Here is an 18,283-nt window from a genome sequence, read left to right as displayed (position 1 = left end):
TGGTGATAGCTGTGGTGTTGCCCGCGATGTTGGTGGTGTTGATATCGACCTGATCGTTGGTCGCTTTCAGCTGGGAACCGTTCACCGCATCGGTGCTGGTATCCGTCAAGTCACCGGCTGCTACGTTGGTGATCTTGGCTGGGCCGTTACCCATATGGTCGGCGCTGTAGGCATTCAGAGACGGATCCCACTGCAGTGCATCATCCTTCAACTCATTAATATTGGTGGTGTTACCCGCAATATTGGTGGTGTTGGTGGCAATGTTAGTGGTATTGGTCGCGATGTTGGTGGTGTTGGTATCTACCTGCGTGCCCAGAGTATCGATGGACTGGTTGGTCGCAAACAGTTGTGAACCATTCACCGCATCGGTGCTATCACTATTCAGGCGGCCTGCGGCCACGTTAGTGATGGTACGTTCTGCATCCTTGTCGCCCACGCTGACGGTGCTGGTTGGGGCTACCCCGGCAAAATCATACTCTTTGCCGTTGATGGTCGCTTTGGCCGTCGCTTCTGCTGCGGCAGTCACGGAGCCGGCACCCAATGCAACATCGTTGTCATGCGTTGAGATGGCACCCATACCAATCGCCACCGCATCCTGACCCAGTGCGGACGAATCTGTCCCGGTGGAGTTGGCGTGGAAGTACTTGGTCCCGGTGTTGTAGATGTTGTCTACGGTATCACCCAGGTTGGTGATTGCCGTGGTGTTACCCGCGATGTTGGTGGTGTTGATCTCCACCTGATCGTTGGTGGCTTTCAGTTGGGAACCGTTCACCGCATCGGTGCTGGTATCCGTCAAGTCACCGGCGGCTACGTTGGTGATCTTGGCCGGGCCGTTACCCATATGGTCGGCGCTGTAGGCATTCAGAGACGCATCCCACTGCAGCGCATCGTCCTTCAACCCATTAATGTTAGTGGTGTTGTTGGCAATGTTGTTGGTGTTGGTGCTCACCTGATTGTTGGTTTCGGTCAGCTGTGAATAGTTCACCGCATCGCTTGGCGCTACGCCATCCGCCACGTTGGTGATGGTAGTGCCACCGGTGTGCGTACTGTTGTCGTAGGTATTGCCACCCAGGGTAATGTTATTGTGGGTGCTGTTGTCGTACATCACAGCATCCGCAACAGAACTTGCTGCTGTCGCTTTCAACTGTGCGACGTTGACCGCATCCATATCGTCCGCACCGGCAGCCAGCCCGGTAATACGACGATCGCCCACGTTCACTTCACCCTTCGCTTTGCCGCCGACCAGATACGCTTCATGCGACAAGGTGCTGCCGTCTGCCAGAGAACCGGCACCCAGCGCGACGCTGCCATCAGCACTGGCGATAGCACCCATACCGATTGCCACCGCATCCAGGCCAGAAGCGACAGAGTCGGTACCGGTAGAATTAGCGTGGAAGTACTTGGTCCCGGTGTTGTAGATATTGTCTACGGTATCGCCCAGGTTGGTGATCGCCGTGGTGTTACCTGCGATGTTGGTGGTGTTGATATCGACCTGATCGTTGGTCGCTTTCAGCTGTGAACCGTTAACCGCATCGGTACTGGTGTCTGTCAGATCGCCCGCTGTGACGTTAGTGATCTTGGACGTGCCATTGCCTTTATGGTTAGCGCTGTAAGCCCCCGCTCCTCCGTCCTCCGCCGAATCCCACTGCAGTGCATCATCCTTCAGCTCATTAATATTGGTGGTGTTATTAGCAATATCGGTGGTGTTGATGGTGACCTGTTTGTTGGTGGCATTCAGTTGCGAACCGTTGACAGCATCGGTGCTGGTGTCACTCAAACGGCCTGCGGCCACGTTGGTGATGGTACGCTCTGCATCTTTATCACCGACGCTAACGGTTCCAACAGGGGATCCGCCTGCAAAGGTATAGCTATTCCCTGCAATCTGAGTGCCCGTTGTTGCAACGACAGCGTCGGTTTTTGCCCCATCGCCCAGCGCGACACTTCTCGCTACATCGGCGACGGAATTATAGCCAATAGCGACAGATTTAGACGCCGAAGAGTTTGCCAGCACGCCGACAGCCAAAGAGTAATTATCTGATGCTGTAGATCCACCGCCTAAGGCAAATGCGGACTGGCCGGAGGCCGTAGAAGCATTACCAAACGCTCCTGAATTCCCCCCTGTTGCCTTGGAGTTAAAACCAACGCTAACGGCATTACCGTTTGTCGCTTTGGCATTGAACCCCAATGCTACGCTGTTGCTGCCACTGGCCAAACTGCCTATGCCTATTGCAACATCAGCACCAGACAAAGCCTGAGAGTTCTCACCAATAGCCGTGGAGGAAATTCCCGTTGCCCTGGCATTAATACCCGCTGCAAGCGCACGCTCGGCCGTAGCTCCGTCGTTATTGTAGTTGGCACCTTGGGTGCCGCCATCATTAACGCTGTAATAATGGGTTTTGCTATCAGCGATGGCCTGATTGGTGGCAAACAGCTGTGAACCATTGATGGCATCGGTGCTGGAACTGCTGATACGCCCTGCCGCCAAATTGGTGAGTGTGCGTTCATTACCTGCACTACCTATGCTGGCAGATGCGACAGGAGTCGTTCCTGCAAAGGTATAATCTTTACCGGCAATAGTCGTGGTACTTGTTCCCACGGCAGCGTCTACTGTGGAATTATCACCCAATACAACAGAATTATTCAGGCCGGCGTTCACCCGGACATTATTACCAAGAATAACTGTATTGTCAGAGCCAATGTAATTAGAGTCACCCACTGAATAACTTCTTTCACCATCTACTGTGGTATTATTTCCCAGCACCCCGGAACTATATTTATTAGTTATTGAGCTACCACTACCAATACTGATTGATTGATGGCCAAAAGATCTTGATCCATTGCCTATCGCAATCCCACTTTGCTCTGTTACTGTCGCATCAGCACCGATTGCAATCCCCTCAGCTGCGTCTTTAATTGCTTTAGCACCTGTACCCAATGCCAAGCCGTTTCTGACATTCCTTGCAACGGTTGCAGAGTAGCCCATCGCTATACTTCCGTTTTCGCCTGCAGAGCTTTCTGAACCCAGACTAATTGAATGTAACCCGGTACTACGACTATTATTACCAATCGCAATTGCATCATCAGCAAGTTCAAAATATAGCTGACCACCCGCAATTGCTCCTGCCCCCAAGGCGACACTATTATTGCCCAGAGCCTGGCTACCAAAACCAATAGCCGTTGCCTTTTCGGCTATTTTGTAAGTACCGTATCCGTCGGTACCGCTATATCCCGCAATGGCAGAATTACCCATTGCAATATTATCGTTGAAGAGAGCCTGACTAGATTTACCCAGAGCCATGGCCGTGTCGCCAATTGCACTGGACGCGGTACCAATAGCCAGTGAATCCTGACCATTTGAAGATGCGCCAACACCAGCAGCCAACGCATTAACACCCGTTGCACCGTCGTTGTTGTAGTTGGCACCTTGGGTGCCGCCATCATTCACGCTGTAGTAGTGAGTTTTACTATCGTTGATGGCTTGGTTGGTGGCAAACAGCTGCGAACCATTGATGGCATCGGTGCTGGTGTCACTAATACGCCCGGCTGCCACGTTGGTGATAGTACGCTCCGCATCTTTATCGCCCACGCTGACAGTGCTGGTTGGCGCTTTGCCTGCGAAAGTATAAGGTTTACCGCCAATATCAGCGCCGGTTGTCGCCACCGCTGCTGCGGTAACAGAACCAGAACCCAGGGCAACACTGCCATCCTCAGTAGCAATGCTGTTTGCACCCAGCGCCAGAGAACCTTCACCTATTGCTTGTGTTCGCTCACCAACAGCAATAGCGCTGTCACCCGATGCAATGGCACGATTACCTTGTGCAATGCTACTCACGCCCTCGGCACCCGCAAAAGCACCAATCGCTATAGTGGCTTCTTTTTGTGCTTTGGCACCTGAACCAATAGCAGTCGCATCGGTCGCGGCCCCTAAAGATTCCCACCCAATGGCAATTGCACCAGTGCTGGTGGGATCGGAGGTAGAAGAATCAACACCAAAGGCAATACTGTTAATACCGGTTGTGTGAGCACGCATACCTGTCGCAATGCTGGATTCCCCTGTAGAGGTTGCCTGATAACCCATTGCCATTGATGCCTGGCCCACAGAAGAAGCATCGACACCGCCAGCAAGTGAGTTCATCCCCACCGCACCGTCATTGTTGTAGTTACCCCCCGCAGTACCAAAGTCGTTTACGCTGTAGTAATGGGTTTTATTATCGGCAATGGCCTGATTGGTCGCCGCCAATTGCGAGCCATTGATGGCATCGGTGCTGGTAGCATCGACACGGCCTGCGGCCACGTTGGTGAGAGTACGTTCTGCATCTTTATCGCCCACGCTGACGGTGCCGACAGGAGATACGCCCGCAAAAGCATAATTATTCCCGGAAATCTGTGTCCCCGCCGTTGTAACGGCAGCGTTGGTTTTTGCCCCATCGCCCAGCGCAACACTTCTCGCTACATCGGCGACGGAATTATAGCCAATGGCGACAGATTTAGACGCTGAAGAGTTTGCCAGCACGCCAACGGCCAGAGAGTAAGTATTTGATGCTTTAGCTGCGCCGCCCAAGGCAAATGCGGACTGACCGGAGGCATTGGAAGCATTACCGAATGCCCCGGAATTCCCCCCTGATGCCTTGGAGTTAAAGCCGACACTCACGTCATTACCGTTGGTCGCTTTAGCATTGCTCCCCAGTGCCACACTGTTGCTTCCACTGGCCAAGCTATTAAAACCGAGCGCAATATCCGCTCCCGACAAGGCCTGTGACTGATCGCCAATCGCCGTTGCGGAAATTCCTGTGGCACTAGCATTAATACCAGCCGCAAGCGCTCTCACAGCCGTAGCACCGTCGTTGTTGTAGTTGCCGTTCGGAGTACCGCTATCATTGACGCTGTAGTAGTGGGTTTTATTATCGGCAATGGCCTGATTAGTGGCTGCGAGTTGCGAACCATTGATGGCATCGGTGCTGGTAGTGTCGACACGGCCAGCGGCTACGTTGGTGATGGTACGTTGGTTACCGACTCCCGTTGCGCCTACGCTCACGGTGCTGCTTGGTGCAGCCCCAGCGAGGTTATTATAAGTTTTGCCAGCGATAACCATGCTGCTGGTAGCCACGGTCTCCGCAGTTACTGAGTTGGCACCCAACGCAACATCACCGGTGTTGGTGGCTTTGGCATTACCACCCAGTGCGGTAGAGTTTTTACCCGCCCGAGTACTGACTCCGACGGCAACAGCATTATCTGCGGTACTACCGATATAGGAGTCGTAACCAATACCTACGCTGGAGTTACCACCAGCGGTGCTATAACCACCAAGGCTGGTTGAATAACTTCCCGTGGCGTTAGATGAAGAGCCCAATGCGGTAGATGTAGTACCCGTAGCTTTCGCGCCACCGCCACCAATTGCAGTGCTGTAAGCGCCTGAAGCGGTTGACTGGTTACCCATTGCAGCAGAAGTACCACCGGTAGCAATAGCGCCATAGCCTAGTGCAGTGTCAGCTACATTCTTGGCATAGCTGCTATCACCAAGAGCAGTAGCACCTTCAGCTAACGCCTGAGTAGCATAGCCGATGGCGAGAGAATATTTTCCAGATGAAACAACGCTCTGACCAATACCTATCGACCCGTTCCCCGTACTGGCTACCGTGTAACCTAGTGCTATCGCGCCTGCGGTTGAAGCATTAGCACCGTAACCAATAGCGGTCGCGGCCTGGGCCGTCGCCTGGTTACCAGAACCAATGGCTAATGAGTACAGTGCTGAAGCATTGGCATGAGTACCGATAGCGGTGGACTGAACACCACCTGCGGAAGCGGTATCACCTATCGCAGTCGCTTTGTCACCCACTGCCGACGCATTAAAGCCAACCGCTGTGGCAAAACCTGTACCAAGGCTAGCGCCAGTGGCTATAGCTCCAGAACCTATTGCAGTATTGTTTGACATGGTGCCATCAGAGGCCGCAGTACCACCATTGGTAACACTGCCTGGGGTAACCGTCCAAGCTTCTGCTGGTTCAATACTGACCAACGCCGCTGCAAACGCACCAGCCATACCGCCAGCACGCATCAAAGCCCGGCGCGCACGACGAGTGCTGCTACCATCTTTGCCTTTACCTTTGGCCGAGGCGAATTCACTAGCGACCACCCAGGCTTGCTGCGCGGCACTCCAGACTAAACGATATATCGTATTCATAAGCTTGTTCCAATAAAAAGTATTATGCACGCGCAGTGACTCGCGTGATTATCTAATTCAGTGAAATTTAAATAAATTTCAGATTAGATTCCCTGGGTGTGACTCACTTACTCTAAATTCCATATTAAATTCCCCATCACGTTATTAGCGTCTTACTAACAAATCAGACATACTTTTTACACCAAGCTTTTTTAAGGCGTTTATTTTATGACTGGTGATAGTTTTAACACTTCGATTACGTGTTAAGGCAATATCAATGAGGGAGATACCCCTCATTATATCGTTCAAGGTACTTAACTCCGGCGTGGTTAACTTTCTCTTATAAAAGTCATAACATTTGAAATTTTCGCTGCGGCCAGACTGCATGCCGCCGTTCATGGCGGTTTCTATTTTTTTAATAAAAACATAGGATTGACGAAAGAACGAAGCCATATCCACATCTTTATCGATGCAAACAATAGATTCGTCCTGGGTATCATTCATTAATGTCGTCAGATATTTCTTGTCATGTAAAAAAACACAATGGGTAATGACTTCCTCATCGCAAAACTGCTGGGGAAGGCTTTCAAACAGCTTTACCAAATCAAAGAAATTACCACAGCTATCAATAACAACGCCGTTGTAGTAGTTATTGTCATCCTGCCGGGATTTAAAGGCACGATAGTTGTAAAAAAAAACCAGCTTTACCTCAGGTAAATAGCTGCGCTCTTTTCTTAACGTCGAAAAGACATACAGTAATGCCAGTCTTAAATAATAGTTATTCGTGATGCAAGCGACCCTTACCTGGTTCATCTTCAAGTCCCTTTTTTGGTACTGCCCTGGAAAACGGGTATTAGCAGTGTTGTGGTTTCCTGGCACTCCGGCCGGATATAAGCTCACAACCCTTTGCAACTGAGGTTATTAGATAGGAACGACTCCGAGGAAGATGTAAGACAAGGTTGATAGTTTCTAGGAAAAGTCTTGAAATTGGGGTTTTAGTTAAAAAAATCAATAGCTTTTTGAAGATGCAAATCTTAAACACCTTCTTGGCAATTAGGAATAACGACTGATTTATGGGTGCTATTCTTAATTCGCCAATAAAATGGTAATTAGAGTGGGGGCTATTATCATTTATAACTGGAGTGGGCAACATTATCACCCTGGCGATGCAAAGTTTGATTAACGTTTTAGCAGATTATCGGTAGCTACCTCCCAAGAGGTGGCTACCGACTGACAGTATGCGGGGTTACGGGCGAGGAGAAGCTTATTTAAACCAACCAAATACGGTGTTGACCAACATCGATGAAATGGTGAAGTCCGGGTCAGCAAAGGTCACGCCGTTGGCCCCCAGGCCCGCGAACAGGTGTAGCGTCAGAGCCGGGAATACGCACAGCAACAGGCCGTTGATGGTGCTGGCGATGATAGCACCACGGAACCCACCGGTAGCATTACCGAAGATCGCCGCCGCACCGCCGGTAATAAAGCTGGCCATAATACCGGGCACAATAATCGGCAAGCCGATAAACGGGAAAATCAGGATACAAACCAGCTCCACCAGGAAACTGACCAGGAAGCCAATCAGGGTGGCGTTAGGCGCTTTGGTGAACAGCACCATCACATCGACCGCGGGAACCGCGCCTGGAGCAAACACTTTGGCAAACCCTTTAAATGCGGGCACGATCTCGGCGGTAAACATGTTGACACCAGCCTTGGCCATATACAGGCCGCAAGCGAAAATCGCCGACTGTTCCAGCACAAAGATCAGTACGTTTTTATCTGCTGCCCCAGCCCCATAAACCTGGACCATAGCCTCCTTGACCTGCGGCTGCGTGGCAAAGATGCTGGAGATGATCAGCAGGATTAGCATCGTTAACAGCGTGGCGACGTTTGGTTCGCGGATAAAATCAAACTTGTTGCTGATCACGACGTGTTCGGTATCGTGTTTCTTATTACCGAACCATTTCCCCATATAAGAACCGATGATATAAGAGGAAATCGCCGCATGGGAAATGGCATAATCATTCGAACCGATAATATCCCGGCTGAACTTGCTCAATATATACGGGGATATCGCCATATAACAACCAATGAAGATGGAAGCGATAGTCACGATAGCAAAATGGCTATAGCCTAATTCGGCAAGCACCGCCGTCAGCGCAAAGGCCATAAACAGCACCAGGTGCAGGGAAAGGTAAATATTCTTAAAGCGAGTGAAGCGCGCCAGCAGAATATTCAGCACCATCGAGAACAGCAGAATCAGGGCGGCTGTCGCACCCAATTTATCGATGGTCGCCGCCATGATGGCTTCGTTACTCGGCACCACCCCAACAATATTAAATGCATTAGAAAACAGCGAACTAAAGGCAGTAAGCACCTTCATCAGAATGCTGCCGCCCACCTTGATCATGGTGAAACCGATAAAAGAGAGTAAGGTCCCGGTGATAATCCTTGAAATCGGCGCTCGTTGAAAAATCAGCCCTAGCAAAGCGACGATCGCAATGATCACCGCAGGTGTTTTTACCAAGCTTAACAATATGTCCACAATATCCCTCATTATTAAATAATACTTATGTCAGAAGGACTTGTTTCTTGTTACCCGATAGATTTCAAACCACGGTTTAATTAGGCAATAAATGCCCTGCTCGTGCTATGGCTTGAAAGGTGAAGGGAGCAATGTGCCTTCGATGGGCACAGTGATACCACGCGGAATTTTTTTTTACTGCTGGCAAGTGATTGATTCGAGATCTCAATCACGAAAAATGAAACATTGTTTTGTTTTTGTAAAACACTTTTTCATTTTTTATTTTAGTGTTGCAGTTGATGAAGCGATCGGTTCGGGTTCGGCGATCAGAGCGGCAATGATGATCTCGGTTACTCGCACAGCTGTCGATCGGCCTCGGGGTAGGCGATTCCAATCGCTTGCCTGAAGGATCTACGCGAAGTCTGTGGTAATATTGAGCGTAATATCATTTTGATCCTGTAGGCACACCATGGCATTCATTCCAAAAAACTACGCGAGGCTGGAAACCGGCTACCGCGAAAAAGCACTGAAAATCTTCCCGTGGGTTTGCGGGCGCTGTTCACGCGAATTTGTATACTCCAACCTGCGTGAGCTAACGGTGCATCACATCGATCATGACCACAGCAATAACCCAGAGGACGGTAGCAACTGGGAAATGCTGTGTCTGTATTGCCACGATCACGAGCACTCAAAATACACCGAAGCCGATCAGTATGGTTCCACGGTGGTCGCCGGTGAAGATGCACAGAAAGACATGGGGCTAGCCACGCATAACCCCTTTGCCAATCTGAAAAACATGATGAAAAAATAGACTCCGCTCATAATCTGTTGGGGCGCCGCATGCTGCGCCCGATTAGCCCGATGCTGCGCCCAGCCCTCCCTTCACCTGTTTGCTACCTTAATCACCGCTCAAATTGACAACTTGCCAAACTATTAACTTAGGCTGAACTAGCCTCTTTCGCTGGCTTTCATTCCACTCACCAACCTATCAAGTTAGTAAGTTATTAGATAAACAAACCCGCAAGTTAAGACTTTAGCTACTTGGCAAGCCGCCGCCAATGGGGCATATTGTCGTCATACGCACTTGTTAACTCATTTAATTACCAACCTAACAAGCGCATTAACTTATTAAGTTAGTTGGTTGATAAGTTATCCGCTTGGCAACTTGAGAGATGGCAGCATGATTGTTTTGATCGGTTCGCAGAAAGGTGGTGTCGGGAAATCGACCATGGCGGTAAACATCGCCGGATATCTGATCCTCAAAAAGAAAAAAACGGCCATCATCGTCGATGCCGACGATCAGAAATCCATCATGACCTGGTTCAATGACCGCCAGAATGTCGAAGGCGTGCCACAGATCCCGGTGGTAGCCGCCTCTGGCAAGATCAAAGAAACCCTGCTGGAACTGAATCGTCATTACGATTATGTGATTGTCGATACCGCTGGCCGCGACAGTGCCGAACTGCGCTCCGGGCTGCTGGCCGCCGATCTGTTTATCTCGCCGTTGCGCCCTTCGCAAATGGACCTGGATACCATCGGCTACCTGTCCGAAATGTTCTCCACCGCGCAGGAATACAATGAAAAGGTGAAAGGCCACATCGTATTGAACCTGTGCCCTACCAATATTTTCATTAACGAAGCCAACGAAGCGGCCGAAGTGCTGAGCGAATATCCAGAGCTGAAGTTGGTGAACAACCGCCTGTGCGATCGCAAAATTTATCGCGATGCCTGGGGCGAAGCGCTAACCGTGCATGAAGCGCACAATGAAAAGGCTCAGCACGAAATCGAAAGCCTGGTAACCGAGGTGATCCTGTGAAAAAACGCACCCCAACGCACCGCATGTCCGAAGATGAATTTATCAACAGCGCCACTTCGCATACGTTGATTGTTCCCGCCCCTGCTGCCGTTACCGAAAAACCCCAGGGCCGTAAGCGCATCTATAAAGCGCTGTCCGTCAGCCTGACGGATAACCACGTGGAAATGATTGACGATGTCATTGGTCATGCCGCGCGCAACGGCATCGTGCGTATCACCCGTTCCGACGTGATCAAGTTGGCCATAGATACTTTAGCCGACAAGAGCGAGGCACAGTTGCTGGCGCTGCTAAAGAAGATTTGATAACTCACTAAACTGCTAGCTTAATAAGTTAACAATTAAGTAAGTTGGTAATGTCGCTGAATGAGTAGGGGTCGAACATGTTCGCCCCGATTTTATTGATTGATATCTTGTCGTGGGCACAGGATGCAGCGCCCCTACATCAGCAACCTAATTAAGCTACCAAGCTGGTAGCTTATTGACTTAATAACTTAATGTTATTGATATTTAAACATTAAATTAACGATAACATCCCCATGCGCTGCAAAGCCTGCTGCCCTTGCGCGCTGAGAATGAAGGTCATCAACTGCTGCGCGGCCTGACTGCCCTCCTCCAAAAGACACATTCCATAGGTCACTTTGCAGTCGAGCTCGGCTGGCAAAAGACGCACTTTAACCTGTGGGCAGGGGGCTAATGCCTCGGCATAACTGGCGTAGCCAAGGAAGATATCGGTCTGACGTTTTGCAATCAGATACTCCGCTGCCAACCGACCAGCCGGTATTGGTGCCGAATCGGCTCCACCGACCAACGCCACCGCCCTGCTTCGTAACGCACTCCCCTGCCCCGGTAATAACTGCTCGAGACGATCAAACAGCAGTTGTGCATAATCGCCGGAAGGATCGGCGACCGGCGTCGAGGTACCGACCCGCCATTGGGGATCGCACAGTAACGTCAGTAAATCCGGCTGCGTTAACGCCGGGATATTGCGCACCGTGGCACATAGGCGGTTACGGGTAAACGGTTGCACCGCCTGCGCAATACCATTAGCCACCAATCGCTGTGGATGTTCAAGATTGGCAGAGGCGAATATCTGCGGCCTTTCGCCTTGTTCAATACGTTGCCGTAATAATCCTGCCGGGCCAAAGGTGGCTTCAACTCGCTGACCGGTTTGTTGCTCGAACTCTGCCAACAGTGAGGTGAACGCCAGCCGCAGGCTACCTGCGGCAAACAGAGTTATGCTATTCACGGTCGCGCTCCCGCAGGCTGTGGAAGATGGGCACCAACGTTTCCAGATGTCCGTCGGCAAAGGGAACGGATATCCGCTCAATCGGCAGGTGAAACAGCGGCGAGAGATTTTCCGCCGTCAGCACCTGCTGACAATGGCCTAACTGATGCCGCCCTTCCGCTCCCAGCAATAATGCCCGATCCGCCACCGCATGGGCGTGGTTGGGCTGATGGGTAGAAAAGATCACCGCCATATGCCGTTCACGCGCCAGTTGGTCGATCATCGTTAGCACCTTGTCCTGATGGTGCAAATCCAATGCCGAGGTCGGCTCATCAAGGATCAGAACTTCACAGGCCATCGCCAACGCACGGGCTATCAGCACCAATTGGCGCTGCCCGCCGGAAAGGCTGCCAAACTCGCGATCGGCGAATGCCAGCATATCCAGCGCATGCAGCGCCTGTTTGGCTAACTGGTGATCCTGAGCCGAAGGCGAGCGGAATAGCTGCACATGCCGCGCCCGCCCCATCAGCACAATATCCAGCACCTTGTAGGCAAACGGCGGCGTGAAATATTGCGGCACAAACCCTAGCCCGCAGTGACGAGACACGCTCCCTTGTTGCAACGGCAAAGTGCCCAACAACAGCTGCATCAAGGTACTTTTGCCACGACCGTTGGGGCCAAGCACCGCCACCACTTCACCCCGTTGCAGTTGCAAATCGAGCCGTTGGAACAATGTTGGCTGTCCTGGCCAACCAAAGCTCAGGTTGTTGACCTGTAATAGTGTTTCAGCCATTCCAACCTCTCACTTGCGCACGCCGTAACAGCAAAGCAAACAAAGCCGCACCGATCAACGCGGTGAGAATGCCCAGCGGGATTTCACTGCTGCTCAAGGTGCGTGCCAAATCGTCGATCAGCACCATATACAGCGCCCCAAGGCACATGGCAGCCGGTAATAGACGCCGGTGGTCTGGCCCCACCAGCAAACGGGCCAAATGCGGGATCAGCAGGCCCACCCAACCAATGCTGCCGCTGACGGCCACCTGTGCGGCCACAATCATCGCGCATAGCGTCAGGATCAGCCAGCGGGTGCGTTCAACGTTAATCCCCAGCGCGGCGGCATCTTCATCCCCCAAGGAAAGCAGGTTGATGCGCCAACGCAGGGCCAGCAACAGGCCACCGGCCAGCAGCAACGGCAGGAATAACATCTGTAGCTTATGGCTATTGGCGGTGGCAAAACTGCCCAGCAACCAAAATACGATGCTGGGTAGCTTTTCTTCGCTATCGGCCAGATATTGCACCAGGCTGACGCAGGCGGAAAAGAAGCCGCTGAGGATCACCCCGGCCAATACCAGCGAAAGAATATTGCGCCGGGCGATGGCACTGGTAATGGCAAAAATCAGCAGCAAAGCCAACATGCCGAACGCAAAGGCGCAAAACAGCAGCATCAACATTGGCAAGCCCAGCAGGATCGCCAAGGTGCCCCCAAAGGCGGCCCCGGAGGAAACGCCGATAATGTGCGGATCGACCAGCGGGTTACGAAAGACCCCTTGCAGTGCCGCCCCACATAACGCCAGAGCCGCCCCTGCCCCCATGGCTAACAGCACGCGCGGCACACGTACACCGAGGATCACCTGCCGTTCGATTGCTGTGATATCAGCATGCTGGCCGATAAGCGGCTCCAGCAAAATCATCAGGCTATGGCCTGCCGTAACCGGATAACGGCCAATGCCCAAAGAAAGCAGTGCGCAACAGGCCGTTAGCAGAAGCAATATCCCCAGCTTCATTTCACAGTCTGGCAGCAGCTGGCACGGTAATAACGCTGGTAGTAGCTATCGACATATTGCTGTAGATCGATATCGTGAAAACGCTGTGGGTAGAGCACTTTTGCCATCCAGAGTTCCCCCAGCGCCAACGCTTCTGGCATAGGGTAGCCCCAGGCTTTGGCATATTCTGGCATCAGGTAAACCCGTCGGTGTTTCACCGCTTCGATTGGCTGCCATTGTGGCGAAGTGAGGATCTGCTGCACGACTTCTGGATAACGCTCCTGCACCAGGATCACCGCCGGGTTCCACTTCAGTACGTCCTCGATCGAAACCTGCTTGAAGCCCTGGATATCTTTGGCCGCCACGTTGACGGCCCCAGCATGCTGCATCATCAGGCCAGTATATTTACCCGAACCGTAAGTGGTGAGATCCGGGTTGGCCATATAGACCCGAACTCGTTGCGCTTCAGAAATGTCCTGCAAGCGATTGGCCACCAGGGCGCGCTGATGGAAGACATCTTTCACCATTGCCTCCGCCTGAGCCTCACGCCCCATCACTTTGCCAATCAGGCGAATGCCATCCTGCAAACCTAGGTTATAGGCCTGATCTTCATTTTCCAGCATCGGATTGATTTTCCCGGCCTGATCCGCCGGTTCACGACGCAAAGAAATGGCTACCACCGGAATTCCCACCTGCTCGATCTGGGCGATCATATCCGCCGGAGCATAGTTGGCGACAAACACCACCTGCGGATGCAGGCTCAGCAGGCTTTCGATATTGACCGCCGTGAGGTCGCCCGGCATTGGCATCTTGGCCAGGCTCGGAGCCAGACGCAGATAGTTTGGCCCCAGCTGCTTCTGCCAGCTACTGAGCACACCCACCACCTGTGGCATGGCATCAAGCTGTACTAACAGGTTTAACGTCTGATGTTGTAACACCACGGCGCGGGTGATGTGATCGGGCAGCGTGACGGTACGGTTGAGTTGATCGGTGACCTGGCGATCCGCAAAAGCGCTGGAGGAGAAAACAAGCAAAATCAGTAATAGGCGAGGAATACGTTTAAACATAAGGCTGTCTCTATGGGCTATCGTTATATATAAAATCATATAGCGATAGCCACATTGAAACAATCAGCTGGATCAAACAACACATGAAAAGATGAATAGATAGCGAGAGCGCCCCCCTCAACCTAGCCCTCTCCCAAAGGGAGGGGACCGAATGTGCTACCAATAAACTCCGGTATCTGAACGCAGCTCCGTACTGCTCCCTCTCCTTTTTGGGGAGAGGGGGAATAAACGTTAGCGATTAACCGAGCGGGCAATACGCGTATAGGTATGCCGTACGCCACGGATCGCCACGCTGTAGGCAAAAATATTTTCCGGCAGTGCCAGGCCAAGGTAGCCGGTATCGCCGATATGATGCAGATCGGCCCCGGCCATTTTGCTCATCAGGGCAATCTGGCGGAGGGTTTGCACATCGGCCCCTTCCTGAGAAGTGCCGATAGCGGTCATCGCCAGCGCGCCCTGCTGCTGAGTGAAAGCAATCAACGCAGCGACCTTTTCCTGCGACATGCCGGGGATAGTTCCCGGCGCGGGCAGCAGGACGATATCGGCACCGTTTTCGATAAACAACGCAATATCCTGTTCGGTGATTAACTGGCTGCCGCTTTCGCGCACAATCCCGGCACCGTGCATCTTCCCGGTGACCAGCACCAGCTTGTCGCCCACTTCATCACGAATGTGCTTCAGCGCTTCGGCGATGGCCTGATTGCTGACGCCGTTATTCGGGTTGCCGGTCAATACCACCATGCGAGCACCCAGCTCATACAGTTTACGGGCGTTTTCTGCCGTGGCGGCACGCCCCGCGGTCATCTGCCAGAACTCATTATGCGCGGTGGCAAACGCCGGATCGACAGCTTCCAGATTCACCCCGATAACCCGGCCGGTTAGCCGTTGCAGCTCGCGTATAGCGTCTTCTGGCACAACATCGGCAGGCAGCCCGGCAATATGCGGCTGATTGACATCGAACAGATTCAACAGCAGCAGGTCGGCCCCCTGGCTGGCGGCCAGTTCGGCATTGGTAACGTTATTGAGCAACGGCTGAGTCACCGCAATGCTTTCACTGACCAGGATGCGCCCTTCACTGGCACGGATGGCGTAGATCAGCTCATCTTTGCCGATGTTGGCCAGATCGCTGGCGCTACAGTCCAGATATCTCTTCATGGTGTACTCTCCCGATGGTTTTTTATCGAACCTGTTGGAGGCGAATGAGGCTTCTGTTGTCGCGGGATCCCCTCACCCAAAAGGCAAGGGGACCGAATGTGCTACAAATGTAGCCTCGTATCTAACCACGACACCGTTTCAGCTCCCTCTCCTTGTGGGAGAGGGTTGGTGTGAGGGGGATACAGCGAGTGTAAACACTCACAAACTTACTTCAGAGTAAAGCTCTGCTGTTGCAGATTGTCCGAGTCCAGACCGACAAACACGTTGAATTTACCCGGCTCCGCGCCCCATTTCAGGCTGGCGTTATAAAACTTCAGATCGTCCTCGGTAATAGGTAATTCCACCCGCTGTTGCTGCCCCGCATGCAACGTCACTTTCTTGAAGTTACGCAGCTCTTTGATCGGGCGGCTGACCGAGGCGGTCACATCCTGCACATACAGCTGTACCACGGTAGCGCCGTTATACTTGCCGGTATTTTTCAGCATCACGCTGGCGGTAATTTTGCCATCGCGCGCCATTTCCGGGCTGGAAAGCTTGAAGTCCGACAGTTCAAACTGGCTATAGCTCAGGCCATAACCAAACGGATACAGCGGACCATTTGGCGAGTCAAAGTAACGCGAGGTGTACTTGCCTGGGTTTTCCTTGCCGAAAGGACGGCCGGTATTCAGATGGTTGTAATACATCGGGATCTGCCCCACCGAACGTGGGAAGGTCATGGGCAGCTTGCCGGAAGGGTTATAGTCGCCAAACAGCACATCGGCGATGGCGTTGCCGCCTTCAGTACCGCTGTACCAGGTTTCCAGCATGGCGTCGGCATGTTCACTTTCCCAGCTCAAGGCCAGCGGGCGGCCATTCATCAGCACCAGCACCAGCGGCTTACCGGTGGCTTTCAACGCCGCAATCAGATCGCGCTGGCTTTGCGGAATGGTGATATCTGCCCTGCTGGAGGCTTCATGGGCCATCCCCTGCGCTTCCCCCACGACAGCCACCACCACGTCGGCCTGTTTGGCGATGTTCACCGCTTCATCGATCATCTGCTGTGGCGAGCGCGTGTCAAAAGCCACCGCTGGCTCATATTCATTCAGATAATCGATAATGCTTTTATCCTGTGTGATATTGGCCCCTTTGGCATACAGGATGCTGGCCTTATCCTTCACCGCGTTCTGCAACCCTTCACGCACGGTGATCGACTGCTTCACCACGCCTGCCGCCGACCAACTGCCCATGATATCGCGCTGGCTGTCGGCCATCGGCCCGATCAACGCAATGGTGCCCTGCTTTTGCAATGGAAGCGTCTGGTGGTCATTTTTCAGCAACACCATGGTCTTGCGGGCAATCACGCGGGCTTCCGCACGGTGCAGACGGCTTTCGGCATTGGTATCCTGCGGATCGGAGCCCACCGGGCCAAGGTGGTTATACGGATCTTTAAACAGGCCCATATCATATTTGGTATTAAGCACGTCGCGGCAGGCGCGGTCGATCTCGCTTTCTGAAACCAGGCCCTCCTTCACCAGCCCCGGCAAGTATTGGTCGTAATACTCGTCGCTCATGCTCATGTCGACACCGGAGGTGATCGCCAGGCGCACCGCGTCGCGCGCATCCTGTGCCACGCCGTGTTTAATCAACTCTTTAATCGCACCGTGATCGCTGATGGTAATGCCTTTGAAACCCCATTGGTCGCGCAACAGATCTTTCAGCAGCCACGGGTTGGCGGTTGCAGGCACGCCGTTGATCGAGTTGAGCGATACCATCACGCCACCGCTGCCGGCATCCACCGCCGCTTTATACGGCGGCAGGTAATCCTGGTGCATCCGCAGCGGGCTCATATCGACGGTGTTGTAATCGCGCCCCCCTTCGGTAGCACCATACAGGGCAAAGTGTTTCACGCTGGCCATCACCGATCCCGGCTTGGACGGATCGCCATTCTGGTAGGCGTCCACCATCACTTTAGCGATCTTCGATACCAGCCAGGTATCCTCACCGAACCCTTCGGAGACCCGGCCCCAGCGCGGATCGCGGGTAATATCCACCATCGGCGAGAAGGTCATGTTGAGGCCGTCGTCGCTGGCTTCCTGTGCCGAAACGCGACCACTCAGAGCGATAGCCTCCATATCAAAGCTGGCTGCCAAGCCCAGGCTGATCGGGAACACGGTACGCTGACCGTGTACCACGTCATAGGCAAAAAACAGTGGGATCTTCAGGCGACTGAGCTGCATGGCCTGATCCTGCATCACGCGGATATCATGGCGAGTCACGGTATTGAAGATGGCACCGATCTGCCCTTTACTGATGCCATCGCGGATGGCCTCTTTCGGGTTATCCGGCCCAACGCTGATCAGGCGCAACTGGCCGATTTTCTCTTCCAGCGTCATCTGTTTCATCAGGTTGGCGACAAAGGCATCACGCTGCTGCGCATTGCTCCCTTGCGTCACGCTGGTTTCCTGCGCAAAAACCGGGCTGATAGCCAGACCGGACAACATACTCACCACACAAAGCCATTTCATATTTTGATTCTCAGGCACGTCCCCGCCGCCAGTGGCGGCCAGGCGTATTAATAGATGTGAGCACGCAGTTTGC

The 18,283-nt window shown here is 52.7% G+C and carries 12 protein-coding genes; 3 read left to right on the top strand and 9 right to left on the bottom strand.

The window, feature by feature from the left end; all coding sequences use genetic code 11:
* The 3 genes from ACRDCA_RS06015 to ACRDCA_RS06005 form a co-directional block, all read right to left on the bottom strand.
* Nucleotides 1–6,181: ESPR-type extended signal peptide-containing protein (locus tag ACRDCA_RS06015; RefSeq protein WP_438688720.1), on the bottom strand; the 6,181-nt coding region annotated here is incomplete at its 3' end.
* Nucleotides 6,182–6,325: 144 nt separating this feature from the next.
* Complete coding sequence (locus ACRDCA_RS06010) at nucleotides 6,326–6,973, bottom strand: LuxR C-terminal-related transcriptional regulator (protein WP_438688719.1); 648 nt, start codon at nucleotides 6,971–6,973, stop codon at nucleotides 6,326–6,328.
* Between the two features lie 451 nt (nucleotides 6,974–7,424).
* On the bottom strand, nucleotides 7,425–8,702 hold the full coding sequence (locus ACRDCA_RS06005; RefSeq protein WP_438688718.1) for a PTS ascorbate transporter subunit IIC: 1,278 nt from the start codon (nucleotides 8,700–8,702) through the stop codon (nucleotides 7,425–7,427).
* 448 nt (nucleotides 8,703–9,150) lie between these two features.
* Between ACRDCA_RS06005 and yajD the strand changes: the two genes are divergently transcribed.
* From yajD to ACRDCA_RS05990, 3 genes are all read left to right on the top strand, one after another.
* On the top strand, nucleotides 9,151–9,492 hold the full coding sequence (gene yajD / locus ACRDCA_RS06000; protein WP_438688717.1) for an HNH nuclease YajD: 342 nt from the start codon (nucleotides 9,151–9,153) through the stop codon (nucleotides 9,490–9,492).
* 369 nt (nucleotides 9,493–9,861) lie between these two features.
* Nucleotides 9,862–10,497: a division plane positioning ATPase MipZ gene (locus tag ACRDCA_RS05995; RefSeq protein ID WP_438688716.1), complete on the top strand. Its 636-nt coding sequence runs from the start codon at nucleotides 9,862–9,864 to the stop codon at nucleotides 10,495–10,497.
* On the top strand, nucleotides 10,494–10,799 hold the full coding sequence (locus ACRDCA_RS05990; RefSeq protein ID WP_438688715.1) for a hypothetical protein: 306 nt from the start codon (nucleotides 10,494–10,496) through the stop codon (nucleotides 10,797–10,799). The genes ACRDCA_RS05995 and ACRDCA_RS05990 overlap by 4 nt, the downstream gene beginning before the upstream one ends.
* A gap of 211 nt (nucleotides 10,800–11,010) precedes the next feature.
* Here ACRDCA_RS05990 and ACRDCA_RS05985 read toward each other — a convergent pair whose 3' ends face one another.
* From ACRDCA_RS05985 to bglX, 6 genes are all read right to left on the bottom strand, one after another.
* Entirely contained in the window at nucleotides 11,011–11,742 is a 732-nt protein-coding gene (locus tag ACRDCA_RS05985; protein ID WP_438688714.1) for a substrate-binding domain-containing protein, read from the bottom strand.
* Nucleotides 11,735–12,514: an ABC transporter ATP-binding protein gene (locus ACRDCA_RS05980; RefSeq protein WP_438688713.1), complete on the bottom strand. Its 780-nt coding sequence runs from the start codon at nucleotides 12,512–12,514 to the stop codon at nucleotides 11,735–11,737. The genes ACRDCA_RS05985 and ACRDCA_RS05980 overlap by 8 nt, the downstream gene beginning before the upstream one ends.
* Complete coding sequence (locus ACRDCA_RS05975; RefSeq protein ID WP_438688712.1) at nucleotides 12,507–13,505, bottom strand: FecCD family ABC transporter permease; 999 nt, start codon at nucleotides 13,503–13,505, stop codon at nucleotides 12,507–12,509. The genes ACRDCA_RS05980 and ACRDCA_RS05975 overlap by 8 nt, the downstream gene beginning before the upstream one ends.
* On the bottom strand, nucleotides 13,502–14,551 hold the full coding sequence (locus ACRDCA_RS05970) for an ABC transporter substrate-binding protein (RefSeq protein WP_438688711.1): 1,050 nt from the start codon (nucleotides 14,549–14,551) through the stop codon (nucleotides 13,502–13,504). Before ACRDCA_RS05970 ends, ACRDCA_RS05975 begins: the two co-directional genes overlap by 4 nt.
* Before the next feature lie 231 nt (nucleotides 14,552–14,782).
* Nucleotides 14,783–15,706 (bottom strand): DUF7916 family protein, encoded by a 924-nt coding sequence (locus ACRDCA_RS05965; protein ID WP_438688710.1) that lies wholly within the window; start codon nucleotides 15,704–15,706, stop codon nucleotides 14,783–14,785.
* 206 nt (nucleotides 15,707–15,912) lie between these two features.
* Nucleotides 15,913–18,210 (bottom strand): beta-glucosidase BglX, encoded by a 2,298-nt coding sequence (gene bglX, locus ACRDCA_RS05960; RefSeq protein ID WP_438688709.1) that lies wholly within the window; start codon nucleotides 18,208–18,210, stop codon nucleotides 15,913–15,915.
* Between the last annotated feature and the right edge of the window lie 73 nt (nucleotides 18,211–18,283).

It is taken from the genome of Serratia sp. (in: enterobacteria), assembly GCF_051654945.1.
Classification (GTDB): domain Bacteria; phylum Pseudomonadota; class Gammaproteobacteria; order Enterobacterales; family Enterobacteriaceae; genus Chania.
Note: the sequence above shows the minus strand (reverse complement) of the source record. Positions and strands in the feature narration are given on the sequence as shown.